Genomic DNA, 23,325 nt, shown 5'->3' with positions numbered 1-23,325 from the left:
TCAGTCCCTTTTTTGTTTTGGTTCCGAAATGCTATTGGCTTAAGACTTCATCAAGAATCGATATAGCCTTGTCGATCTCCTCCTTCGTGACAATCAGGGGAGGTACAAAACGGATGACCTCACTCCCGGCCCTCACGAGCAGTAATCCTTTATCTATGCAGGCCGATATGACGTCTGCTGATCCCGATGAAAGTTCTATTCCACGCATCAGTCCCAGTCCCCGTGCATCTACTATGTGTGGGTGTTTTCCTTTCAGCTCTTCAAGTTTTTCTCCCAGATATGCTCCAACCTCTTCAGCATGGGTAAGCAGTCCCTTGTTTGTCAGCTCATCAAGCACGACCGAGGCTGCCGCACAAGCGAGGGGATTACCTCCGAAGGTAGCGGCATGATCTCCTGGCTTAAAGGCTGCTGCCCTCTTGTCGACAAGGATACCACCCATTGGAAAGCCTCCGGCGATTGCCTTTGCCATGCAAAGAATGTCCGGCCTGATACCGAAATGCTCCCAGGCGAAGAGCTTTCCCGACCGACCAAAGCCGCACTGTACCTCATCGAAGATCAGGAGGAGATCATACTTTTTCCGTAGTTCATCGGCCTTTTCTACAAAGGCCTTCGACAAGAGCTTGATCCCTCCCTCACCCTGGATGGGCTCCATGATGATTGCACAAACGGAGTCGTCGACAGCCTCTTCCAATGCCTTTGGATCATTTGCCTCGGCGAATCTGACACCCGGCAAAAGAGGGGCGAAGGGAGCCTGATATTTTTTCTGTCCGGTAACCGAGAGCGCTCCGAAGCTTCTCCCGTGGAAGCTTCCGTTTAAAGCTATAATATCGCGCCCCGCTTTTCCTGTGACCCCGGCCCACTTTCTGGCAAGCTTGAGGGCTGCCTCGATCGATTCGGTTCCACTATTGCAGAAAAAGGCCTTGTCAAAGCCACTGTAGGCAAGAAGTGTATCCATATAATCGACCGTTACGGGATTAAGATAGAGATTTGAACAGTGCATCAGCCGTTCCGCCTGCTGTCCAATGGCCTTTGCCAGGCGGATATTGCCGTGTCCTAGTATATTGACTGCAACCCCGGCAACAAAATCAAGATATTCCTTGCCGTCGACATCGGTAACAGTACATCCCTTTCCATGATCGAGAACGATGGGGAAAGACGCATAGGTTTCAAGCGCGTTTTCGCTGTTTTTTTGAAGATATGTTTTACTTACCATAAGACGGTTCCTACTCCTTTGTCGGTAAAAATTTCAAGAAGCAACGCATGTTTGCTTTTTCCGTCGAGAATGTGAACGGATTCCACTCCTTTCTGTACCGCTTCGGCCGCACAGGTGATTTTGGGAATCATTCCCCCGGTAATAACCGAATCGGCGACCATTTCTGGAACCTCGTCGATCTTTATGGTGGAGATAAGTGAGGTGGGATTGCCTATCTCACGCAGCACACCGGGCACATCCGAAAGGAAAATAAGCTTTGTTGCGTGTAGGGCCGCTGCAACCTTTACCGCAGCAATATCGGCATTAATGTTAAGACTATCCCCTTCGTCTCCGGCACTAACCGGGCTTATGACGGGAAGAAAGCCATTTTGCATGAGGGCTGTTACAACCTCGGTGTTACAGGCCACGATCTCTCCCACCGAGCCGATATCCTTACCGTCGGGACGATGGAGTTTTGCCTCAAAGAGGCCCCCGTCTTTGCCGGAAAGGCCGACGGAGCGGATCGAACGGTCAGAGAGCATCTGTACGATTTTCTTATTAACGCTCCCGGAAAGTACCATCTCCGTGATTTCCATGGTTTGCGGATCGGTGATCCTGAGGCCGTTTTCAAAGGAGGGCTCGATGGATAAACGTTTCAGCATTGCATTAATTGCGGGCCCTCCGCCGTGAACAATGACCGGTTTCACCCCTAAAACCGAAAGGAGGGCGATATCGTCCATCACCATCTGCTCGAGAAGCGGGTCCGTCATTGCCGCCCCGCCGTATTTAATTACCACGGTTTTTCCTGAAAATTTCCTGATATAGGGAGCCGCTTCGATAAGCGTTTCGGCTTTGTTGATGTAGGCTTGCATTAGGTTCTATAATCTCCGTTGATTTTCACATAGTCGTAGGTAAGATCACATCCCCAGGCGGTGGCAGAAGCGCTTCCCTCTTCCAGTCCGATGAATATTTCGATCTCCTGCTGGCTAAGAATTTTCTTTGCCTCTTCTTCGCTGAAAACGACCGGGGTTCCTCGCTTCATTAGGGTAATCGCTCGTGATTCATCGAAATTCCGAAAGCTGATACTTACCGCTTTCTGATTGAAATCGGCGCCGCTGTAGCCCATGGCCGCAATGATCCTTCCCCAGTTTGCATCTTCACCGAAAAAAGCACACTTTACGAGGCTGCTTCCAATAACACCCTTTGCAAGGGTCCTCGCATTCTGAAGAGAGGAGGCACCCTCCACACGGCAGCGTAAAAGTTTCGTTGCGCCCTCTCCGTCCCGCGCAATTTCTACGGCAAGATAGCGACAGATATCGTAGAGCGCCGAGTGAAAACTGGAGAGAAAATCCATCCGTTCCTGTTCGCAGCTAAAACGGCCCCTGTCCCCCGGAGGGCAGAGAAGCAAAACCATATCGTTGGTACTGGTATCTCCGTCGACCGAAATCATATTGAAGGTTTCATCCACAACCAATTTGAGCGAACTCTGGAGAGAAGGGGCGGAGATAGGAGCATCGGTCACGATAAAACCGAGCATCGTGCCCATGTTTGGATGAATCATTCCTGATCCCTTTGCCATTCCGGTAATGGTGAAAGAGGAGCCTCCGGCAATGAAACGACAGCTTACACACTTGCGTCTGGTATCGGTCGTCATGATGGCATCTACTGCGGCCAGAAAATGTTCGCCGGAACTTCCGGTTTCGATGCTGCCGGAAGCATGTTCCATCTCCGCTATGGGAAGCTGAACGCCTATAACGCCTGTGGAAGCGGTAAGTATCTGTTCGCTCTTGCAACCGATGCGCTGTGCAGCGGCGGCGGCAAAGCGCTCGTTATTGCCCTCTCCCTCTTCCCCCGTACAAGCGTTGGCATTTCCGCTGTTTACGATGATTCCTTTTACGGTCTCTCCACGATCAACGAGTTTTTCGTTTCGAACAACACAGTGTGCCCTCACCTTGTTACGAGTAAAAACCGCCGCACAATTGCTTGACTCCTGTGAAACAATCACAGCGGTATCTAATTTGTCTTTTTTTATTCCTCCCCGGTATCCGGCAAAGGAAAAACCTGACGGGAGCTGGATATCTGCTCCCGTCCTCAATTCGTTATGAAATTCCTGCATAACATAAGACTCCTCAGGGAAACATGGCGTAGTTTGTCAGTCCCATCGTCTCTGGAAGGGAACTGATGATATTCATATTTTGGACAGCCTGACCTGCGGCTCCCTTTACAAGATTATCGATGACTCCGATGACCATCAGCAAACCAGTTCTTTCGTCATAATAAAAACCGATGTCACAACGATTACTCCCTCTGACCCATCGGGTTTCCGGTAATCCTTCGGCCTTACCGAGGATTTTGACAAATGGCTCATCGGCATAAAAAGTCCGGTACAACTCCTCTATACGAAGCGCCTCGGCCTTGCCGTTCGGCCTGCAATAGGCAGTGACCAGAATCCCCCGATTCATGGGGACAAGGTGCGGGGTGAATTGCACGGTCACCTGTGTGCCTGCAAGTAGAGAAAGTTCCTGTTCGATCTCCGGGGTATGGCGATGCGTTCCTACTTTGTATGCTTTCAGGCTCTCGTTGCATTCTGGAAAGTGAAAGGCCTCTCCCGGACTTCTTCCCGCCCCGGATACCCCCGATTTTGCATCGACAACAATAGGCATGCTGAGGTCTATTTCCCCTTCGGCAAGGAGGGGAGCCAATGAAAGTATCGAACAGGTTGTGTAACAACCGGGATTTGCTACCAAACGGGCAGGGGCGATGGCCTTCCGATGCAATTCACACAGTCCGTAAACGGCACTGTCGAATACCGATCCTCCCGGATGGTCGAGATGATACCATAAACGATATGCATCCAGAGATCGAAGTCGGAAGTCGGCACCAAGATCAATGACCTTTGCCTTCTGCAAGATTTCCTTATCTACTGCGCCTGCTGCGATGCCGTGAGGAAGGGCAAGAAAAATGATGTTTGCTTCCTCGGCAGCATCACGAAGATTACTTGCACGAAATCGATAACGATCGGAATCGGCCATGGAGCGGAAAGAATCCGAAAGGGGGTTTCCTTCCAGAGAACGGGAACCAAGATAAACAATTTCCGCTTCCGGATGGTGGTAGAGGAGCCTTACCAGTTCCTGACCGGCATACCCGGAAGCTCCAATTACTGCGGCTTTTACCATTGGATGTGCTCCTTAGATGCGAAATGATGAATAAAGATACAGTAATTTCGCATATTATTGCAATACCATAGGTAAAAAGCATCGTTGACATCGTTTAACAAAGCATTATACACTATCATATAATCGAAAAAGCGAAAAGGAAACGTGGTGTCAACCCTTAAAGATATTGCGAAAAACGCCGGGGTCAGTGTCTGCACCGTCTCACGTTATATAAATCGAAAGATTAAGGTAAAGGCCGATACGGCGAAAAAGATCGACCACGCCATTGAGCATTTACATTATATTCCAAACAACGCTGCAAAGACTCTGAAAACAAATTTCTCTTCCAATGTCGCACTCTTGATCCCCACGCTTGCAAACCTGCTTTTTGCGGAAAGTGCTCATGAAATCGAAACGGTCTTTCGTCAGAACAATTTTTCGGTTTTTATTTATGGCTTTGAAAACGACATCAGGCGTGAAAAGGCGGTCATACCCCGTCTGATCGAAAATCGTGTTGCAGGAGTACTTTTTAATACCCTTCCTTCAAACTACGAAGACTTTCTCCATCTTCGGTCCCTGGACAGAAACGGTATTCCGTATGTTTTCCTCAATCGAATGTTTTCTCCCATACCGATTCCTTCGGTCTATGTCGATTATTACAAGGCAGCTTACGATGCAACCAGCTACCTTATAGAAAGCGGCAGGAAGCAGGTTGCCATTATGCTTGGCCGTTTGCGGCAGCCTCAATCCCACATCAATTACCTTGGCTACACATCGGCCTTGCGTGAAAGACGGCGTGATCTTTCTCCCGATACCATTTTCGAGTGTGATTACGATTCCAATCAGATCCCCGCTCTTGTGGAAAGGGCCCTTTCAGAAAAGATCGATGCATTTTATTGTCTTACGGATTTGATAGCTATCCATGTCATACATGCCCTGCGCGCCTTGGGGCGAAGGGTTCCGGATGACGTTGCGGTTATAGGGGCGGGAAATACCACATTTGCAACGTTGATGGATCCGCAACTGACCACGGTTGACCTAAAGAACCGCTTATTGGGACGTTCCGGTGCCCAGCTGCTGCTTGACATCATAAAAAAGTGCGAGCATCAGCAAACGATTATTCTTGAACCCAATCTTATCTTTCGGGGCACTGCTTAGGAGATTTTCCTCGGCAAGGTCACAATAAACTTTGCTCCCCTTGTATATCTCTTATCGAGAAGTATTGTTCCCTTATGGCGTTCCACAATACTTCTGACAATCGATAGGCCAAGTCCTGTTCCCTCCTCACGGGTGGAAAAGGCCTTGTCGAAAATTTGGTCCGCATAGCGTTCAGGAACCCCGGGGCCGTCATCGCAGACGCTTATCGTTATGGTGTCCTCATCACCGGATAACTCGATGAGGAGCTCACCCATGTTGTTCATTGCCTGTCGGGCATTTATAAAGAGATTCATGAAAAGCTGAAAGAGGAGGTCGGGATAGCCGGCAAGAAATGGATCGAAACCGGAAGGGGCCTTTGTTGTCCGTTTGACCGTTGATGCACGAAAGGCAAGTTGATCGGCGGCCTCCAGTACATCACGGATGTTGATCTTAGTCTGCATGTCTTCTTTTACTCTCGTATGCTGTAGAACTGTTCGAACAAGCCGTTTCCCTTTTTCGTATGCATACAATGCCGCATCCAAGGCTTCTTTCACTTCCTCCTCATCATTGGGAAGCGTGTGACGAGCAATATCCAAATTCCCTTCTATTGCAGTGAAGATGTTGTTTAGATCATGGGCGACGCTCCCTGCAAGAAAGCCGAGGGATTCCATACGCTGCATTTTCATTACCTGCCGCTCTAAGTTGATCCTGGAGGATATATCATCAACGCAGAACAGAATAAGTTCTCGATCTCCAATGGCCATTTTTTCCGCGGAAAATTTACTCTCGACGGGAAAGCCGTCGTGATGGAGCAGGGCAACCATCATGTTCCGAACGGTTTTTCCCTGATTTAGAATCTTAAAAACAGCCCGACGATCACTATCATGGGCCCATACGGGAAAGTCGGTAATCTTCTTTGCTTCCGTAACGCTTCGGTCATAACCGAAATTCGCCAAAAGGGCATCGTTGACCTCGATGATGCGATAATCTTCGTTATCAACAATAATCATTCCGATCGGGCTTAAGTAGAAGGCCTTGGTAAAAAGAATTTCCGAATAATGAAGCTGCTCTGCCGTCTCCTTTCTCAGTTTGATTTCCTGCAAAAGCCGTTCGTCTATCTGCTTATCCTTAAAGACAACGATTCTTCCAATTTCGTCTTTCCTTTCTGTATAGATACTGGTGCTGGTTGCCTCAACGGGAACGGCATTTCCCTCTTTGCGAAACAACAGAAGGGGAGCAGTACCACTGCAAATCGGCTCAGATAAAAAGGTATCGATCGAGACATTGGAGAGTTGAGACGGAGAGTAACCGGTAAGTTTTGAGAAGGCGGGATTTGCAAAAACGATATGCGAGTTTTTATCCAAGAGGAGAACACTTTCATGAATGGTTTCGATAAGGCTGACAGCGCTGTTTTGCGGAGTAGGAATCATCATCTTAAACTTTGTGACGCCTATCGCTATGCCGATAACCCAGATGGTCATAAAAATAGGGGCAAGGGGTGGGAGCTCAAAGATACCCAATATGGGAAGAATCGTTCCCGTCACTGTAGAGAGGAGAACCGCAGGGAGAAAGGTAAAGAGTGTGATACCGGCCTGATGACACTTTTCCGTACTTTCACAGCCTTTGAACCAGCGCAATAGAATAATGAGAGATATAAGCATGGCCAGAGAGTAATGGCAGATGTTATAGATATACCAGAAGGAGGTGTGATTGTAGATGATAAACCATCCCAAGGGACCCCTTACAAAATTCTTTATGATTAACGTTGTGTGCTGCGTGGCAAAAAGAAGAATGAAACCCGGCAGGTAGAGGAGTATATGTCGAAAACGAAAGGAGAAATTCTTCTGGGTCAGGGAGAGGAAGAAATGCACCAGGACCGGAGGAAACAGGAACCAGGTAAATGAAAAACTGTTGTACCAGAAAAAAACTTTGGCCTCGGAAGGGGCAGCGATGGCAAAAGATGCGGCAAAGGCCCACATCGAAAGAAAAAGCGACAGTAATAAAAAATGTTGAGTAACTCCTCCTTCCTTGTTCTTTGCAAAGGTATACACACCCGCTCCGAGATAGATTAAAGCAGAAACAAAGGTAAGAACGGATATGTACTCCATGCTACTCTTTGTTCAGCTCCATCTTCATAATCTTTTGATGAATACCTCCCGGAATGCGTTCAAGCGCAAACGGTTCCCCGGCCGGTCCGGGATGGTCTGCGATAAAGCGGTTTATTTTCTGCAGATCATCAGATGTCAGCCGAAGTTCCGCACTCTTCCGATTGGAGGCAACATGGGTGTCGTTTCGTGTTCCGACAATTGCGGCCTTCACCCCTTTTCGACTAAGAACCCATGAGGTGGCAATATTAGCAATAGAAACCTGCTCGGCATCGGCTATTGCATGCAGAAGGGAGAGCAGTTCCTGAAAAGCATCCCATCCTCCGAATTCGTCGATAATAAGGCGGTATTTTATAAGAGATCTATTCTCGAGGTTTTCCCCATAACCGGGGTCCCGCTTTCCGAGCCACTTGTTGGTGAGAAAGCCTCCTGCCAGGGTTCCATAGCAGAGCAATGCGATATTCTGTTCAAGACAGTAAGATACCATGCCGTGTTCCGGCCGTCTGTCGAGAAGTGAATACTGTGTCTGATTGCTAACGATGGCTATCCCGTTATCACACAAATTACGAAGATGTTCCGTATCGAAATTTGTGGTACCGACCTGTCTGATCTTTCCTTCATGCACAAGGTTCATAAGATAGCGGGCAGCCTCGACATAGCCAGGGACTTCCCAATCCCACCAGTGAAATTGTACAAGATCAAGGTAATCGGTCCCAATTCGTGAAAGGCTCCGTTCAATGATTGAACGGGTATAGCTCTCATCCACCTGAGGGAGTAGAGATTTGTCGGGAACAAACTTGGTGTGAAAACGCAAATCCTCCCTGCGATGCTGCGGCGAGGCAGATAGATACATGGAAAGAAGTTTTCCAAAAAGTTCCTCGACCCCGGTATAAATATCGGCGCCGTCAAAACTTGTAAATCCGGCATCAATGAGTTTGAGGAAGGCCCCAAGTGCCTTGTTATTCTTTTCCGCATAATCGGGACTATGGCCAGCAGAAAGCTGCCATGCACCATTTATCAGGACAGGAAGTTTTTCCAGAGAATGCTTATTCATGTTTGTCCTCCATCGGTACAACGGTACATTGATCGTGGGTAAAGGTTCGTTTTCCCGTGCGTACGATGTGAAAACGCGCTCCGCAATTCGGGTCGGGACAGGCAATGTCGTCATCTGTCGTCATCCAGTCTGCGGCGTGGGTATAACGCTGTTTTGCCGGCAATAAGGGTAAAAGCGCAGCCAAAGCGTAAAGACTGAAACGGCCTCCCTCGGGAAAGACAAGATCCTCACCTTCGACAAGAAACGCCGTGCCCAGTCGATGCTTACAAACCATTGGTTGGTTTCCCTCTACCACGTCGACACGAAGATCATATAAAGTAAATTGATCAGAATCGTCTTTCATAAAAAGAAGAGTACGATGGAGAAATATGGTTGTCAAGATCATGGTACCATGTGCTACGGTTCCAGTAGTGTTCGAATCGCCGAAAGAAGAACGGTATTACTCACCGGCTTTTCGAATGTCTCATCGGCACCGAAGGCCTTTGCCAGCTTCAAATAGTTATCGGGACCGATTTTTCCCCCGCCGGAGATTGCAATAACAGGAAGACGGGGATACTCTTTGCGTAACTGGATGAGCGTTTCAATGCCCTCCTGATCCGGCATGACGATGTCAAGGATGACAAGGTTAGGCTTCTGGTTGTGCAAGAGCTTCCATCCGCTTTTTCCGTTATCGGCCTGAATAACCATAAACTCTTTTTCTGTCAGAAACATGGTGAGCATTGCACGATATGAGTCGTTGTCGTCAATAACTAAGATGGTGCTCATCTTTTCCTCCTATGACATAAAACCTCTCAGGGTTTGCAAGAGATCTCCCGAAGAGACGGGTTTAGATAAAATAATGCCTTGCCCAAGATCGCGGATAACCGACTCAGGAATGCTTTCTTCGTTTCCGGTGATAAAGATAAATGATATAGCGGGATCGTATTTACGTAAGCGATAGGCGAGCTCTGTCCCCGTCATTGTCGGCATTGACTGATCGGTAATGACTGTTGCATAGGTTTGCGGCGGTACAGATAAGAATCGCTTTAGGGCCTCTATCGATTTTGTCTCTGAATCGACAGAGATTCCCGAACTTGAAAGTAATTCCTGCAGATAATTGACGATGGAGGGTTCATCATCAACAATCAAAATCTTCTGATCCGTTCGGATATTACTTAAGGTGTTATTAGGTTCCTCATCGGTGATATTGTTCTCATCGTCGCCGTGTGATAAGGGAAGAAGAATCGTGAAACATGTCCCCTCGCCGGGTTTACTGGCGACATCGATACTGCCCTTATATTTTTCTACGATACCGTGAACGACCGATAGGCCCAAGCCTGTTCCCTCATTTACATCTTTTGTCGTAAAGTAGGGCAAAAAGATTCTTTTCATTGTTTCGGGAGTGATACCGACCCCCGTATCTTGTACCTGCAATCTACAGAAATTCTCTATGCTGTCGAGACTGATGCGAAGGGTTCCAGGTTTCTTTTTCATTGCATATGCCGCATTGGTACAAAGATTGAGAATGATCTGGTGAATATGAGATATGTTGGCGAGAATATGATGTCCTGACTCGATATGTGCCTTCAGTTCGACGGTCGATGGTATGGTTGCTCTGATCATCTTTAATGCTTCTTTCACGATTGGGGCCGGATCAATTATATCCCTCTTTCCCTCTTCCATGCGGCTGAAGGTAAGAATTTGCTTAATGAGCTCCTTTGCACGGTCGGAGGAACGAATGATTTCCGAAAAATAGCGATGAAAACGGGGCTTGCCCTCACTATTGCTCAGCCCCATTTCGGCATAGCCATAGATGACCGCAAGGATATTGTTAAAATCGTGTGCTATACCTCCGGCAAGGGTACCGATGGCATGAATCCGTTCGGTTTGCTGTAGCTTCCCCTCAAGTTGCTTCAACTCGGTAAGATCACGGCCGTTCCAGAGAAGCAGCTCTTCATCATTTACTTGTATGGATTTCAGGCTCCAATGGATGGTGCGCTCTTTCCCCTCGGCATCTGTCATGTTGCATTCCGTAGAGGGGCTATGCGCTCCCAAATGCATCTTCAGCAAATAGTGAATAAAATTCTCATGTTTCTCCCACATTGCCAGCGTATCGATTTTCCGTCCTACCACCTCATCAATCATCAGGCCGAACATAGCCAGATATGAGTAGTTTATTTCGCGGATAATAAGTTTGTCGTCGGTAATCACTACGGGGTCAGGACTAAAACGGAAAACCTGACTGAATTTTGCCTCACTCTCCTTTAATTTCCGTTCAAAATACTCATTTTCCCGCCTGGCCCTGTACTCTTCCAGTTCTCTTCGTATAACGGGGGCAAGGCGGGAAAGTTGATCCTTCATGACGTAGTCACGGGCTCCCTTTCTCATCAACCGTACGGCATTTTCTTCTCCTACCCTTCCCGAGACCGTGATAAAGGGGATATCGAGGTGCCGTGTGTTGAAAATTTCAAGGATTTTAAATCCGTTGGTATCGATCAGCTGAAAATCACTGACAACAATGTCATATTTTTTTTGATCGATGAAAGCTGAAAACTCTTTTGCATTCACGGCTCGAGTGATTTCCAGCTCAAACCCTTCTCGCTGTAAGACCCTTTGAAAGAGTTCTGCGTCTTCATCGGAGTCTTCTACCAGCAAGACGCGAAGCAGTTCGCTCATACCATATCCCTTTCAGCTTTTTCGAGAGGAATGGAAAGAAAGAAGGTACTACCTTCACCGGGATGTGAATTGGCCCAGATAATGCCATTGTGTCGTAATAGTATTCTTCGTACGGTGGCAAGCCCAATACCCGTGCCGGGATAATCGCTATCGCTATGTAAACGAGAGAATGGTTGGAAAAGACGATCACTTTTATCCATATCAAAACCGATACCATTATCCGTAATCTTTAAAAGGTAGGAGTTTTCGTTCTGCTGTCCCGTTATCATGATTTTCGGATTTTGCGTTTTACTTGTATACTTGAGGGCGTTGGAGATCAGGTTTTTAAGCGCGATTCTGAACATCTCTTCATCAAGCCGTAGCGTATTGCTTTCTTCGACATCTATTTTTATTTCCACGTCGGCATGTGCCATCTCTTGTTCCTCTGCAGCGACCGATCGGATAAGTGTATTCATCGAAACAGAGGCTATGCTAAGATTCTGATCGGAAATACGAGATAGCACACTCAACTCGTCAATAATGGTCTGCATTCTTGCTACACTTGCCTTTATTTTATTGAGATACTGCTTCCCCTTTGGAGGAAGGTAATCTCCATAATCCTCTTCAAGCGCATTGGAAAAACCTGCAATATGGCGAAGAGGCGCTTTCAAATCATGCGAAACCGTATAACCGAAAGCACGTAGTTCCCTATTTGCTTCATCCAGGAGCCTGGTCCTTTCCGTTACCGCTCTCTCCAACTCCAGCTCAAAATTTTTCCTGATAGTCTCTAACTGCTTTTCCTTTGTGACGTCTTTTATATGCTCTACGATGTATTGGACATTATTATGTTCGTCGAAGACGGGAAGGGCCGTTATCTCCTCTATTTTCCTCTGATCGGTATTGCTGCGTATCTTCTTAAACTCTTTTCCGTCCTTGAAGATTTCATGAATATCACAATCCGCACATGCCGTTTCATTTCCAAAGAGAGCGGCATGACAGGTCGTTTCGATTCCGTTTGGCAAATGGTCGAGGTCCAAGTTTGAAAAGATAATTTGATGATCCTTATCCATTACCAACATGATATCGTTGATTGTATTATACGAAGATTCAAGAAGCTTTCTCAAAGAAAGTAGGGCCTTCTCTTTCTTTTCAAGTTCAGCTTGCTTTTCTGTAATATCTTGAAAGAGCACGATCCCATAGGGTATGGTTTCATCAATCTTTATCGGTTCGATGTGGATCTCGTAGGTATGTTCATGGTGGCTGACTTGTAGATGTGAAGGCTGATCATCGAAAGCGGCCTTGAATGGCGGTTCTATTTTTCTCATCAGATCGATATCGAAAATTTCGCTTACCGTTTTCCCTATGAAATCCTCAATCGAGTTCACATCCGTGGCAACAGGCGATCCGCCGGCAATGCAGTATCGTAAGGAGCTATCGAACAGACCCATACTACCGTTCGGATAATGCGACACTAGAAGCTCAAGCAATAAGGCCTTGTCTCCCGATTGAGAAAAAGAATTGCACTTTCTCAATCTATGCATTAATATCTCCAAATAAAACAATTTCTTTATTTAACTCTAAATAATAATGACGTATAATGAAAGATACAGGGGTATAAAAATGAGAGTAAAGCATCAATTTTTAAGAAGAAATTTGAAAAATATATACTATTGTATAGTTACTTTTTGTTGAAAAAAAGATGAGAATTTAAATTATGTCAATTAATCGAATGTACACGGCTCATAGTATAGATGGCCAGCAGGATCTTTTTATTTACAGAAATCAGCAGGAATATCTTCGATTTCTGGAGCAGCTCTTTTACGAGGCTATTTTCCAAAAAGATGCAAAAATTATCTACTACGGTCCAGAGAAGGCCTGTAATGTCATGCAGAGCATTCTCTCATTCTGGAATTTTCATGAAAAGAAACAACATATAGCGGTTAGGATGGTGCCCCAGGAAGAGTTTCTCGATGAAAATTATCTCTTCGATAGAGAATCCTTCTTATCATCCTTAAGCGAGAGCCTGCAAAATCATCCATCGCAGATGATGTACAGCTGTATCGATTTAAATTTTCCGATCTTGACACTTGGGAGTGAAACCGAGATAGAGGATTTTATCCTTACCCTTGATGCACAGTACGAAGAGCTTTCAACCGTTGCCTTCCGAACCATCTTCTTTGAATTCTGTGGTAATGAGATAAAACGGAAGCGGCTCATACAGCATCATCGGAAGGTCTTCTTTTCCAATGAAAGCGATCCCTTTATTGCTATTTGTAAGAAATGGAACGAAGAAATTGAAAAGGCTAAAAGCGGCATGATCGAATTATTGGCTTCGGAACAGTTCTATGCAGAGACATATCTCATAGATCTCTTGGAGCGTTCAGAGAAGACACTTGTCGAAAAAGAGCATATCGATAATGTTAGCATGGCCTCACTTTTTCAGGAATGTGTATGGATCATCAATGAAGCGGGAATTATACGATTCTTATCAGCGAGTATCGAAGATATTACCGGCAGAAAAGCCTCTTGTTACGTTGGAAAAAACATTCTTCATGTAACCCTGGAGATAAACAAAAAGTCCATGGAAGAACTCTTTCGGCACATACAAACGAAGTTTAGGCAGACTAATGCCGAGATTCTTCAAGTGAGTGGTCGATTTTTCGTAAAAGGGGGAGAGCGTCGCCTCTTAGATTTCGCTGTTGTTCCAATCAGATTGGCTAAAAGAAATCTTGGTTATCTTGGTGTTGTGCGTGTGGACAATGAAGTAAGCTTTGACGAGCAGAGCACCTTTGAGGAAATGGGGAAACTAAACGATAGACAAAAAGAAATCCTTGATTACCTGGTTGAGGGGTTTCCGACCCGGGCAATCAGTTCCAAGTTGAATTTAGCCGAGATTACGATTAAAAAACACCTCAGCGGGATTTATAAAAAATTCGGTGTCAGCAATAGAAACGAGCTTATGGCCGAACTGCTGACACGTACAAAGGGAGGATACGATCCCGAAAATGCGAGGAGGGCCGAGCTGTAGCGCCTCCCTGGAATAACGGCATCGTCTATCCTGTAATGGCTTTTGTTTCCTCTTCTCTGGTTTCAAACGCTCCAGCCGATACCAGGATTTGATCGACAGCAGCGACATTCCCGTTGCTTAGGTTTTCGATTTCATTTACCGAAATGTTGATTTGGTTCATCCCAACGCTTATTTCTTCAACGGCACTGCTGGTTACCGAACTGATTTCTTTAAGATGATGAACCGCGTCGATAATCTGCTGATTTCCACCGCGCATTTCAGTAGCACCCTGGTTTACTTCGATCGAAATCTCCTTCATCCGTTCCAATCCCTCAAGGATCTGAGAACTTCCTGCATTAACTTCTTCGATGGAACTTTCAATTACATTAAAAATCGTACTGACCGTTTCCACAGCATCGTTTATTCCTATAAACTCTTGATTTGTTTCCTTTGCCGCAGACATAACCGCTTCGATTGAATTTTTGATACTCATGAGATTTTTCCCTACGATCTTGGACTGATCGGAAGACTGTTCTGCCAATTTTCGAATTTCGTCGGCTACGACGGAAAACCCCTTGCCGGCTTCACCCGCATGTGCGGCTTCTATGGCGGCATTCATTGAGAGCAGATTGGTTTGCGAGGCCATATTCGATATCACTTCATTCGCCGTCATAAGCTGATCGGACTGCTTGACAATTTCATCCATGAGGAGAAGCACATTATCCAGTTTTACATTTCCCTGGGCGGAGGCCGTGTTCATATGCTCTATTTCTTCCTTCGCATTCACAACCGTCTTGGAAATCGAACCGATGTTTGCAGTCATCTCCTCAATTGCCGCCGAGGATTCCGTAACGCTTGAGGTTTGATCGGTGATTGAATCATTCAGTGAATCGATATTCCTCGTAAGTTCTTCAACGGCCGCGGCAGTCTGATCGGTACTCACGGCCTGACGCTCTATCTGCTGTTTTACACTTTCGATGTTGCTGTTTATCTCATTTATGGCTGCAGCAACTTCGCTTATATTGGCATTCATATCCGAACCTGAAATCTGCACGTTCGCTATTCCGTTTCTTACCTTGTTAAGAAAGGCAGAGAAGCTGCCAAGCATTCCATTAAAGTGAGTTACCATAGAAGTGATTTCATCATTATGCTTTGGCACAAGTCTATGCGTCAGATCTCCTCCCGAAGCCTCCACCAACTCTTTTTCCATCGTCTGTAGGCGATTAACAATCCGTTTATTCAGGAAGAGTGAAACCGCTATATAAATAACAAGAATGCTGATAAGGCTTATGAACATAATAAGCTTCCGAAGAAATACCGATGTACTCAAAAGGTCTGATTCATAGATGGTTGAGGCCACATACCACGGCATCATGCCCATCTTCATGTACGCCGAATATTTATATTTTCCTTTAAATACATAGCGAAAGAAACCTTTTGTCTCCGATGCCGCCAACACCTTTTTGGCAACCCCGTCATTTGATGCGTCCTGATAAATCCGCTCCTGCGATGGATGGGTAACCATGATGCCATCTTGACTGAAAATGAAGGGATAGCCTCCGTTGCTATAGCTTCGATTGATGATGTGATTGCCTGAAAAAAATCCGAAATTGTAGTTGTAGATAAGTATTCCGATTTTTTTATTTTGAGCGACAAGTGGAACCGCAAAGCTAAGAATGTGATTTCCGGATACGGGATCCTGCAACGGAAGCGAGCTGATCAAAATCGATTCGGCTGATGTACCCAGTTTTGCAATACTACCCGCTTTGTAATAAAGAGAGATATCCGCGCTTGCCGAAAGAGTACTTGCAAAGAGCGTACCGTCGGAAGCAAGGACAACCAAACTATCAATTGCGTGATCGTCGTTTTCAACCCCCTGCAGGAATTCGGTTGCCTTACGCTTGTCACGTTCGCCCAAGGAAGATAATAACGGGTAACTATAGGCCAGATAACGTACTTGCTGCTTTCTGTTGGATATCTCGGCGTCAACCAATTGTGTCAGCTCTTCGACACGGCGTTCGAGCTCCTGGGCTTTATCGTGGTAAACCCTATCTCGTACGGCATTAATGCTAAAATAAACGAGTACGAGAAACACAATAACCAACAGAATTGCAATGAAAAGTCCAATTGCAAGCCGCAATCCTATCCCTTTGCCGTTTTTCAAGAGGAGCCCCCTGTTTCGTTTTATAGAAAAATGTAGCGATTAGCGATCAATATCTAATAATCTGCAAATATAGTTAATTTCAGAGTTTAGTAAATTAATCCCAAAATGTCCATAACGCTTTTAAAAAAAATCAAGCCACAACCTTGTTTTGCAGTAGGAAAGTACCGTTTTACCTTAGCACATTGTCCCATGCCTGCTGCGCGAAGTCGTCCAGCTCGCCATGGTGAACGTAGCTAAAACGGCCGTCGTAGGGGGTGGGGTCACGATTTACCAGAATAGATGGAATTCGCGGTGCATAATCCAAGGCAAAACTTGAAACAGGTTGTACCGTAAGTGATGTGCCCAAAACCAGTAGAAGATCCACTTTGGGGCGACGATAAAAGAGGCTCATAAAGGATTCCGGCAGACTTTCTCCGAAAAACACCACATCGGGTTTGATAATCCCTCCGCACTTACAATATGGGATTTCACCTTTCAGAAGCGGCCCCGAGAAATCTTTATATTCAAATCGTTTTCCGCAGGAAAGACAACGTCCTGTACGATACGATCCATGGCATTCAATGACATGCTTCGATCCTGCCTTTTCATGGAGCATATCAATATTCTGCGTTACCAATATGCCAATCTTACCCTTCGCCTCCAAGTCCACCAGAAAATGATGGCACGGGGTTGGTTTTATATCTGCAAGTAAAAGCTCGGCGGAAAGCCGAAAAAAGGGAGCAGGATTCTTATGAAAATAAGCTATATCGAATATAGCCTCAGGATAAGGAAGATTATACCTTTCTACTGCAACAGAATAGAGCCCTCCGGGACTTCGGAAGTCAATAATACCGGCGCTTGTACTGATACCCGCTCCGGTGACTACCAGAATATTTCCCGACTCTTTCAATAGTTTTAGAAGGTCGGGATTAAGTGTCTTGTTTTGTGACATCTGTACGACCTTTTTTTAAAGATACAATTATTATATTCCATGGGCATAAGGTGCACAATAGGTGTAATATCGAAGTCGTATCAGACTTATTGGAGTGCATGAAGACTGCAACCAAAAGCGTGATGAAATCTTTACTATGGGAATTCAAGTGTTATGCATCGGGGAAACCATGTGTAGGTGATATAAACTCAGGAACTAAGGCCTTCTCCTTTTTATCTTTTTCGTCTATGCGGTTTGTAGCTTTTCTGAGCACCCTCTCCATGTTTAGATACACGGGGAATCCCGGTAAACTGTTTTGCGCATAGTTAAGAGGTCTAAAATTAGCTATATACACGATGTTTTCCGAAATTTTTTGATTCGCCTTGTTTGCATAAACAGAAAGTTCTTTCAACAGCCATTCAGAGGAAATAATGAAAGCCGGAAGAGATGATATTGATTCAAAAAATTCCGGTGAAATAACATTGTTAATAGGTGAGAATTGAATAATGTTAATGGAATTTGTCATCTTTGCTTTTTCAAGTGCGTCGATATATCCTGCCGAAAATAACGTATTGTTTTCGGTGTCCTTGGTCGGCCCAACAATACATGCGACGTTATTAAATCCCTTGCTGATTAAATAGTCCGTTGCCATATAGCCGGCCTTTCTCAGATCAGGTTGAATGGAATTGGGCAGGAACGAATCATTGACGAGTCCAAGAGGAACTACAGGTATCTTCACATCAGCTACAAGTTGTATGAAACGTTTAGATGTATCCTTGGACAGTAGTGAAGGATCAAACACAATGCCGTCTATGTGATATTTTGTAAAACGTTTTATATATTCAGCTTCGTTTTCTAAACAAGTATACATTGAGGCAAAGAGAGAAAAATATCCAATTTTCCTGCAGCAGGCTTCGATCCTGGGATATATCTCTGGTGTATAAAGAGAAGTATATGAAGAAACTACAAAACCAATCGTATAGTATTTTGTAGGTTTTTCTAAATAATTTGCTTTCCTTGAGTTTGAACCAGAATAATTCAGTTCTGCAGCCACGTCTGTAATCAAACGAGTTGTTTTTTCCGAAATACGATTCTCCTTAGCTTTATTGTTTAGAACTAGAGATACTGTAGTAATTGACAATCCGCTTCTTTTCGCTACGTCTTTTATCGTTACGCCCATTTTTGGTGTTTATCTCCAATATTTATGCATTTTCTTGAAACATTATCATTAATTACAATCCTGAAATATCCATCTCAAGGCATCGGGAAATCTTCTCCCAAAATAATAGTTAGTGTGCTTGTCCTCGGGAAAAACATGATAGGCAATCTGACTATCATTATACCCGAGTTTTGAAAGTTCTTGAGCTATCATAGTATTTCCTTCCACAAATTCTTTTGGTTTAGTGATACGTCCCTGATCTTTTGTCCCAACATCCAGATAAATATATTCAATCTCGGGCACGACAGTTTCAAAGCAAGGCTTTAGAAGATCATACCAATAGTAAAAAGCCCCGCTTATTGAAATCATTCGACTAAAAACAAATGGATATTTTAATAAAGCGTAGAGACTTATGACTGAACCAGTGCTGTTGCCACAAATACCTGTATATTTAGCTTCAGGGATGGTCCGATAGCGATTATCAATCCAGGGCTTCAAATCATTTACAATCCAATCAAGATATTCCTTTCCTCTTCCGTGAACATCAGAAGGAAAGGTGCTGCCTTTTTTTACCTCGAAATGTTTAGAGAATGGCGTATATAACGTCGTTCGTTTGTTATTAGTTTGGGGAGAATCAATAGCAACAATAATCACCTTCGGAAGAAACTTCTCATGTGTTTTGCAATATTCCTCGAATTTCCAGCTATAACCATCTACGGAGGTTTCATCCTGAAATATATTTTGGCCATCATGGGCATAAAGCACGGGATATTGAGTATTACAAGTTTCATAATTTCTCGGAGTCATCACACGAAAGGTCATTACATTGTTAAGAGAGACAGCCTGTGTATTATAGACTTCCAGCATTACTAACCGGGCCTCCTCATAATTGCTTAAAGGGTTTCCTGTACGCTTGGTAAAATGTCTGACAGGAGGGCAACATTATGATGTTATTCAGCTAACAAGAAAGGAATGGCATGTTCTGATACATAGATACTACTAACCATACCAATCTCTTTAATGTAAATATGATAGATCTGTTTTTTTTAGCTGTCAAGTTTTTACTAAAATACTTTTAGCATGATAAAAAGAGTTACGCAAATAAAGGCTATTACAATGGCATATAGGCGTAAAAATATACATTTCAACATTTTATTTAGTACTCATTTTAAAAAATTATCTTTATATGTATATAGTCGATTGTATCTATTTCGTTATTATAAAAATAATTATAAAAATATTTTCATTATAACAAGAAAATTTTCATGAAAATAACTTGACGATAAGAAAAAGTGCTCATAAAATAATTCAAGATTTCACAAAGGAGAAGTGCGTATGAAGAAAGCTCTTTTAGTTTTGCTCATGACGATTGGTATGTTCTGGGTAAGTATCAATTCTTTATTTGCAAATGGACAAAACGAAAGCCCCTCTGACGACAATGATGTCACTGTTGAAACTTCTGTACCGATGACAGGAGGAAGTCTAAGGCTCGTATGGCAGCCGATGAATACTCTTGATGTACATTGGACTGGCTCAGATCCTGTATGGCAGCTTGGTTATCATATTTTTGAGACCGTCCTTGCTTTAGACGAAAAAAGCCAACCAATTCCGAACCTTTGCTCCTGGGAATACCAGGATGGGCAGACGACTTTGATTCTCCACGTACGCCAAGGTGTCCTTTTTCAGGACGGCACGGAGATGAAAGCTGAAGATGTGAATGCATCCTTGAAACGTTGGTTAAGTAAATCGTCGTTTGCAAAGTTGGCTTTCAAAAACTTGAAAGATCTTGAGGTGCTAGACGAATATACTATTAAAATGACCTTATCTCAGCCCTCTCCTACGGCCCTGACTGCATTGGCTTTCCAAGATCAAGGACCGTATGTGATGCCGAAGTATGTTTTGGATGAAGCCGGCAATGCTTCGGTCAAGAAATATATCGGGACAGGTCCCTATAAATTGGCGGAATGGAGCCCTGATAGATATATCAAGCTTGAAAGATTTGAAGACTACTGTGGTCTCGATGGGGAGCCAAAAGGCTACGGCGGTGCCAAGAAACAGTATCTTGATTCCATGTACTGGATAGTTGTAAAAGATGCGATGACCCAGATTCAGGCATTAACCAGTGGCGACTGTAAAGTCGGCGTCTACAGTGCTACACAGTTGGATCAGTTCAAGGGATACGATAATCTCGTAATCGAGCCTACTGGCGAGAGGGCCAGTATGTCTATTACCTTTAATCTCAAGCAGGGAATCATGACCAACATCAATATGAGAAGGGCTGTGTTATCGGCCTTAGACATGAATCAGGTTATGTATGCCGCTTGCGGTGGCAAGGAAGAATTTTATGATTGTAATCCTGGTTGGGGTCCTGAGAAAACCATATGGGAAAACAATATTGGATCCGATGTTTACAATAAGCAGGATTTGCAGAAGGTTAAGCAATATCTTAATGCGGCAGGATATAAAGGAGAACCAATCGTATTCTATGGAAATAATTCAACCGATTCCGACAAGAATGCAGCAATGGTTGTCGCCGAACAGCTAAAGCAGGCCGGTATGAATATTGATCTTAGAATTGTCGACTGGGCAACCTTGACACAAGTTAGGACAGACCCTACCGCATACAACATGTGGTGTAACGGTTATACAATAAAGCCCGATCCTGCCCTTATAGCATTTGTAGGAAATAGCTGGCCAGGTTGGTGGAATACCGATACCAAGAATGCCCTACTGAATAATCTGATGACAGAGGCAAATCAGGAGAAGAGGGTCGAGGCATGGCATGCATTCTGTAACCTTATTTGGGAGGAACTTCCAGTTGTAAAAATTGGTGATTTCAATACTGCCATTGTTTATGACAAGCATGTTAAGGGAATTCCTGTTTCTGCTCCATGGAGACGATTCTACTGGAATACGTGGTTGACTAAATAACATTCAAGAATACATACCGGTTTGGATATGTTCTCGACCGGTACGTATTCTTAAAATAAGGGAGTCTATATTGATTACATATATCGCAAGAAGGATAAAGATATCATGAGAAGAATACTAGGTCTTCTCATGGTGCTACTAATCGTAGGGGTACTTGTCTTTACAATTGTCAGATTGATTCCCGGGGATCCTGCAAGTGTTATGCTGGGACCTGAAGCCACTCCTGAAAGCATAGAAGAATTGCGAACAACAATGGGGTTGGATAAACCATTTCTAATACAAATGCTCAATTGGTTTGCAAAGGCTATACATGGAGATTTTGGTAATTCCTATTTCTATGATATGTCGGTGACCAAGCTTATCATCAGCAGAATGGAGCCGACTTTATTACTAATGTCCATGGGGTTGCTCGTTTCAATTCTTTTGGGAATCCCAATGGGAATACTCTCAGCCATCAATCACAACACTTTTTTAGATAGACTTTTCATTTTATTGGCAATGGTCGGTATTTCTGTTCCCAATTTTTGGTTAGGCCTGATGCTTATTTTGGTTTTTGCACAAAACCTACATATTTTCCCAGTGTTAGGTTATAAGCTGATTAGCGAATCCGGGTTCTGGACTTCTATATATTATTTGATACTTCCGGCCTTTGCGCTCGGATTGCAATTAGCTTCCGAAACCGCAAGATTGACAAGATCAAGCATGCTGGAGGTCCTGAGATCTGACTATATCAGGACAGCCAAGTCCAAGGGGGTTAGCAAATTTTTGTTGGTTATGAAACATGCCTTCAAGAATGCCATGATTCCAACAGTGACAGGTATAGGTCTGAATGTAGCGAGGCTGGCAGGAGGCGCGGTCGTCACCGAAGCCGTTTTTAATATTCCAGGAGCTGGAAATCTTATTGTCACAGCCATCTCCCGAAGGGATTACAGTCTAATACAAGGCCATATCATGTATGTGGCATTAATGTTCGTTCTTGTGAATTTGATCATAGATATTCTATATAAATTGTTGGATCCACGAGTTACTTATTCTTAAATCGAAAGGGCAGCATGATGAGAAAAATCAAGAAGCGATATTATCAGATAATCATAGGCAGTGTAATATCTGCGCTTATTTTAGTGATAGCTGTTTTCGGTCCCATATTTGTCAAAACTGACCCCTTAAAAATGGATGTGATGAATAGGTTGACCAAGCCCTGTGTGATTCATTGGTTTGGTACCGACTCTTTTGGAAGAGATTTATTTTCCAGGATAGTTTTTGGTGCAAGAATCTCCTTGGAAATAGGGATAACAACCATGGGTGTCAGTTGTATTCTCGGAGTTGCCCTCGGTCTACTGGCCGGATACTATAAACGGTTGGATTCGATTCTCATGCGAATCATGGATGCTACGCTGGCTTTCCCTTCAATTCTTCTTGCAATGGTTTTGATTGCAACATTGGGTTCTGGCATTCCCAATATTATTGCTGCATTGGCAATTACAAATATTCCGAAGGTGGCACGAATGACTCGTGGTGTTACTTTAAGTGTGAAAGAGATGGATCACGTTGAGGCAGCCTATGCGATTGGGGTTGGTGATTTACGAATCATGGTTCGACACATTTTACCATTGTGTCTTTCCTCAATTATTGTTGTATTGACTTCGATTTTAGCTAGTACGGTTCTTGCAGAAGCTAGCTTAACGTTCCTTGGTGTCGGTTTGCAGCCAGACATTCCCAGCTGGGGGAATATTATTAATGAAGGTCGAATGTTTCTTTCCCAGGCTCCTTGGCTAACCATAATTCCCGGCTTCTGTATCATGATTACGGTCTTGTCATTCAATATGGTGGGCGATGCGCTTAGGGATTTGCTTGATCCTCGATTAAGAGAAAATTAA

At 44.3% G+C, this 23,325-nt stretch carries 19 protein-coding genes; 5 read left to right on the top strand and 14 right to left on the bottom strand.

The annotated features are described in order from the left end of the window. Positions 1 to 31: 31 nt before the first annotated feature. From SPIRS_RS11280 to argC, 4 genes are read right to left on the bottom strand one after another with little or no spacing between them, the layout of a single operon-like run. A complete protein-coding gene (locus SPIRS_RS11280; protein WP_013254814.1) occupies positions 32 to 1,213 on the bottom strand; it encodes an aspartate aminotransferase family protein in 1,182 nt (393 codons plus the stop codon). After that, positions 1,207 to 2,064: an acetylglutamate kinase gene (gene argB, locus SPIRS_RS11275; protein WP_013254813.1), complete on the bottom strand. Its 858-nt coding sequence runs from the start codon at positions 2,062 to 2,064 to the stop codon at positions 1,207 to 1,209. The genes SPIRS_RS11280 and argB overlap by 7 nt, the downstream gene beginning before the upstream one ends. Continuing rightward, positions 2,064 to 3,308: a bifunctional glutamate N-acetyltransferase/amino-acid acetyltransferase ArgJ gene (argJ, locus tag SPIRS_RS11270; protein WP_013254812.1), complete on the bottom strand. Its 1,245-nt coding sequence runs from the start codon at positions 3,306 to 3,308 to the stop codon at positions 2,064 to 2,066. The genes argB and argJ overlap by 1 nt, the downstream gene beginning before the upstream one ends. A gap of 13 nt (positions 3,309 to 3,321) precedes the next feature. Further along, positions 3,322 to 4,368 (bottom strand): N-acetyl-gamma-glutamyl-phosphate reductase, encoded by a 1,047-nt coding sequence (argC, locus tag SPIRS_RS11265; RefSeq protein ID WP_013254811.1) that lies wholly within the window; start codon positions 4,366 to 4,368, stop codon positions 3,322 to 3,324. Positions 4,369 to 4,515: 147 nt separating this feature from the next. On the opposite strand from argC, the gene SPIRS_RS11260 reads away from it, so the two are divergent. Then, a complete protein-coding gene (locus SPIRS_RS11260; RefSeq protein ID WP_013254810.1) occupies positions 4,516 to 5,505 on the top strand; it encodes a LacI family DNA-binding transcriptional regulator in 990 nt (329 codons plus the stop codon). On the opposite strand, the gene SPIRS_RS11255 is transcribed toward SPIRS_RS11260, so the two are convergent. Genes SPIRS_RS11255 through SPIRS_RS11230 form a run of 6 tightly spaced genes read right to left on the bottom strand, consistent with a single transcriptional unit; the run spans position 5,502 to position 12,818 of the window. Further along, the gene (locus SPIRS_RS11255; protein WP_013254809.1) at positions 5,502 to 7,592 is read right to left on the bottom strand and encodes an ATP-binding protein; all 2,091 of its coding nucleotides are present in this window, start codon (positions 7,590 to 7,592) and stop codon (positions 5,502 to 5,504) included. The genes SPIRS_RS11260 and SPIRS_RS11255 overlap by 4 nt on opposite strands. A 1-nt stretch (position 7,593) precedes the next feature. Continuing rightward, positions 7,594 to 8,643, bottom strand: a complete 1,050-nt coding sequence (locus tag SPIRS_RS11250) for an aldo/keto reductase (RefSeq protein ID WP_013254808.1) — start codon at positions 8,641 to 8,643, stop codon at positions 7,594 to 7,596. Next, entirely contained in the window at positions 8,636 to 8,986 is a 351-nt protein-coding gene (locus SPIRS_RS11245; protein ID WP_281046550.1) for a TIGR04076 family protein, read from the bottom strand. Before SPIRS_RS11245 ends, SPIRS_RS11250 begins: the two co-directional genes overlap by 8 nt. Before the next feature lie 53 nt (positions 8,987 to 9,039). After that, positions 9,040 to 9,408: a response regulator gene (locus SPIRS_RS11240; protein ID WP_013254806.1), complete on the bottom strand. Its 369-nt coding sequence runs from the start codon at positions 9,406 to 9,408 to the stop codon at positions 9,040 to 9,042. Between the two features lie 9 nt (positions 9,409 to 9,417). Beyond that, positions 9,418 to 11,298, bottom strand: a complete 1,881-nt coding sequence (locus tag SPIRS_RS11235) for an ATP-binding response regulator (protein WP_013254805.1) — start codon at positions 11,296 to 11,298, stop codon at positions 9,418 to 9,420. Beyond that, positions 11,295 to 12,818, bottom strand: coding sequence for a sensor histidine kinase (locus SPIRS_RS11230; RefSeq protein WP_013254804.1), 1,524 nt, complete (start codon positions 12,816 to 12,818; stop codon positions 11,295 to 11,297). The genes SPIRS_RS11235 and SPIRS_RS11230 overlap by 4 nt, the downstream gene beginning before the upstream one ends. A gap of 173 nt (positions 12,819 to 12,991) precedes the next feature. Here SPIRS_RS11230 and SPIRS_RS11225 point away from each other — a divergent pair, with 173 nt between their 5' ends. Continuing rightward, positions 12,992 to 14,305 (top strand): helix-turn-helix transcriptional regulator, encoded by a 1,314-nt coding sequence (locus SPIRS_RS11225; RefSeq protein ID WP_013254803.1) that lies wholly within the window; start codon positions 12,992 to 12,994, stop codon positions 14,303 to 14,305. Between the two features lie 25 nt (positions 14,306 to 14,330). Here SPIRS_RS11225 and SPIRS_RS11220 read toward each other — a convergent pair whose 3' ends face one another. The 4 genes from SPIRS_RS11220 to SPIRS_RS11205 all read right to left on the bottom strand — a co-directional run bounded on the left by SPIRS_RS11220 (position 14,331) and on the right by SPIRS_RS11205 (position 19,384). After that, entirely contained in the window at positions 14,331 to 16,448 is a 2,118-nt protein-coding gene (locus SPIRS_RS11220; protein WP_013254802.1) for a methyl-accepting chemotaxis protein, read from the bottom strand. Between the two features lie 169 nt (positions 16,449 to 16,617). Continuing rightward, positions 16,618 to 17,379, bottom strand: coding sequence for an SIR2 family NAD-dependent protein deacylase (locus SPIRS_RS11215; RefSeq protein ID WP_013254801.1), 762 nt, complete (start codon positions 17,377 to 17,379; stop codon positions 16,618 to 16,620). 151 nt (positions 17,380 to 17,530) lie between these two features. Then, complete coding sequence (locus SPIRS_RS11210; RefSeq protein WP_013254800.1) at positions 17,531 to 18,538, bottom strand: LacI family DNA-binding transcriptional regulator; 1,008 nt, start codon at positions 18,536 to 18,538, stop codon at positions 17,531 to 17,533. Between the two features lie 48 nt (positions 18,539 to 18,586). After that, positions 18,587 to 19,384, bottom strand: coding sequence for an alpha/beta hydrolase (locus tag SPIRS_RS11205; RefSeq protein WP_013254799.1), 798 nt, complete (start codon positions 19,382 to 19,384; stop codon positions 18,587 to 18,589). 468 nt (positions 19,385 to 19,852) lie between these two features. Here SPIRS_RS11205 and SPIRS_RS11200 point away from each other — a divergent pair, with 468 nt between their 5' ends. From SPIRS_RS11200 to SPIRS_RS11190, 3 genes are all read left to right on the top strand, one after another. Next, positions 19,853 to 21,448 carry an ABC transporter substrate-binding protein gene (locus tag SPIRS_RS11200; protein WP_013254798.1) on the top strand — a complete coding sequence of 532 codons (1,596 nt, stop codon included), beginning with the start codon at positions 19,853 to 19,855 and terminating at the stop codon, positions 21,446 to 21,448. A 105-nt stretch (positions 21,449 to 21,553) separates the two neighbouring features. Beyond that, positions 21,554 to 22,486, top strand: a complete 933-nt coding sequence (locus SPIRS_RS11195) for an ABC transporter permease (protein ID WP_013254797.1) — start codon at positions 21,554 to 21,556, stop codon at positions 22,484 to 22,486. A 14-nt stretch (positions 22,487 to 22,500) separates the two neighbouring features. After that, positions 22,501 to 23,325, top strand: a complete 825-nt coding sequence (locus tag SPIRS_RS11190; RefSeq protein ID WP_013254796.1) for an ABC transporter permease — start codon at positions 22,501 to 22,503, stop codon at positions 23,323 to 23,325.

Source organism: Sediminispirochaeta smaragdinae DSM 11293 (assembly GCF_000143985.1).
Taxonomy (GTDB): Bacteria; Spirochaetota; Spirochaetia; order DSM-16054; family Sediminispirochaetaceae; genus Sediminispirochaeta; species Sediminispirochaeta smaragdinae.
The sequence above is the reverse complement of the archived record's forward strand: the minus strand, read 5'-3'. Positions and strand labels throughout refer to the sequence as shown.

Bases quoted from the DNA above. Each gene is read 5' to 3' on its own strand.
- SPIRS_RS11280 (WP_013254814.1), bottom strand. From the start codon at position 1,213: ATGGTAAGTAAAACATATCTTCAAAAAAACAGCGAAAACGCGCTTGAA.
- argB (WP_013254813.1), bottom strand. From the start codon at position 2,064: ATGCAAGCCTACATCAACAAAGCCGAAACGCTTATCGAAGCGGCTCCC.
- argJ (WP_013254812.1), bottom strand. From the start codon at position 3,308: ATGCAGGAATTTCATAACGAATTGAGGACGGGAGCAGATATCCAGCTC.
- argC (WP_013254811.1), bottom strand. From the start codon at position 4,368: ATGGTAAAAGCCGCAGTAATTGGAGCTTCCGGGTATGCCGGTCAGGAA.
- SPIRS_RS11255 (WP_013254809.1), bottom strand. From the start codon at position 7,592: ATGGAGTACATATCCGTTCTTACCTTTGTTTCTGCTTTAATCTATCTC.
- SPIRS_RS11250 (WP_013254808.1), bottom strand. From the start codon at position 8,643: ATGAATAAGCATTCTCTGGAAAAACTTCCTGTCCTGATAAATGGTGCA.
- SPIRS_RS11245 (WP_281046550.1), bottom strand. From the start codon at position 8,986: ATGAAAGACGATTCTGATCAATTTACTTTATATGATCTTCGTGTCGAC.
- SPIRS_RS11240 (WP_013254806.1), bottom strand. From the start codon at position 9,408: ATGAGCACCATCTTAGTTATTGACGACAACGACTCATATCGTGCAATG.
- SPIRS_RS11235 (WP_013254805.1), bottom strand. From the start codon at position 11,298: ATGAGCGAACTGCTTCGCGTCTTGCTGGTAGAAGACTCCGATGAAGAC.
- SPIRS_RS11230 (WP_013254804.1), bottom strand. From the start codon at position 12,818: ATGCATAGATTGAGAAAGTGCAATTCTTTTTCTCAATCGGGAGACAAG.
- SPIRS_RS11225 (WP_013254803.1), top strand. From the start codon at position 12,992: ATGTCAATTAATCGAATGTACACGGCTCATAGTATAGATGGCCAGCAG.
- SPIRS_RS11215 (WP_013254801.1), bottom strand. From the start codon at position 17,379: ATGTCACAAAACAAGACACTTAATCCCGACCTTCTAAAACTATTGAAA.
- SPIRS_RS11210 (WP_013254800.1), bottom strand. From the start codon at position 18,538: ATGGGCGTAACGATAAAAGACGTAGCGAAAAGAAGCGGATTGTCAATT.
- SPIRS_RS11205 (WP_013254799.1), bottom strand. From the start codon at position 19,384: ATGCTGGAAGTCTATAATACACAGGCTGTCTCTCTTAACAATGTAATG.
- SPIRS_RS11200 (WP_013254798.1), top strand. From the start codon at position 19,853: ATGAAGAAAGCTCTTTTAGTTTTGCTCATGACGATTGGTATGTTCTGG.
- SPIRS_RS11195 (WP_013254797.1), top strand. From the start codon at position 21,554: ATGAGAAGAATACTAGGTCTTCTCATGGTGCTACTAATCGTAGGGGTA.
- SPIRS_RS11190 (WP_013254796.1), top strand. From the start codon at position 22,501: ATGATGAGAAAAATCAAGAAGCGATATTATCAGATAATCATAGGCAGT.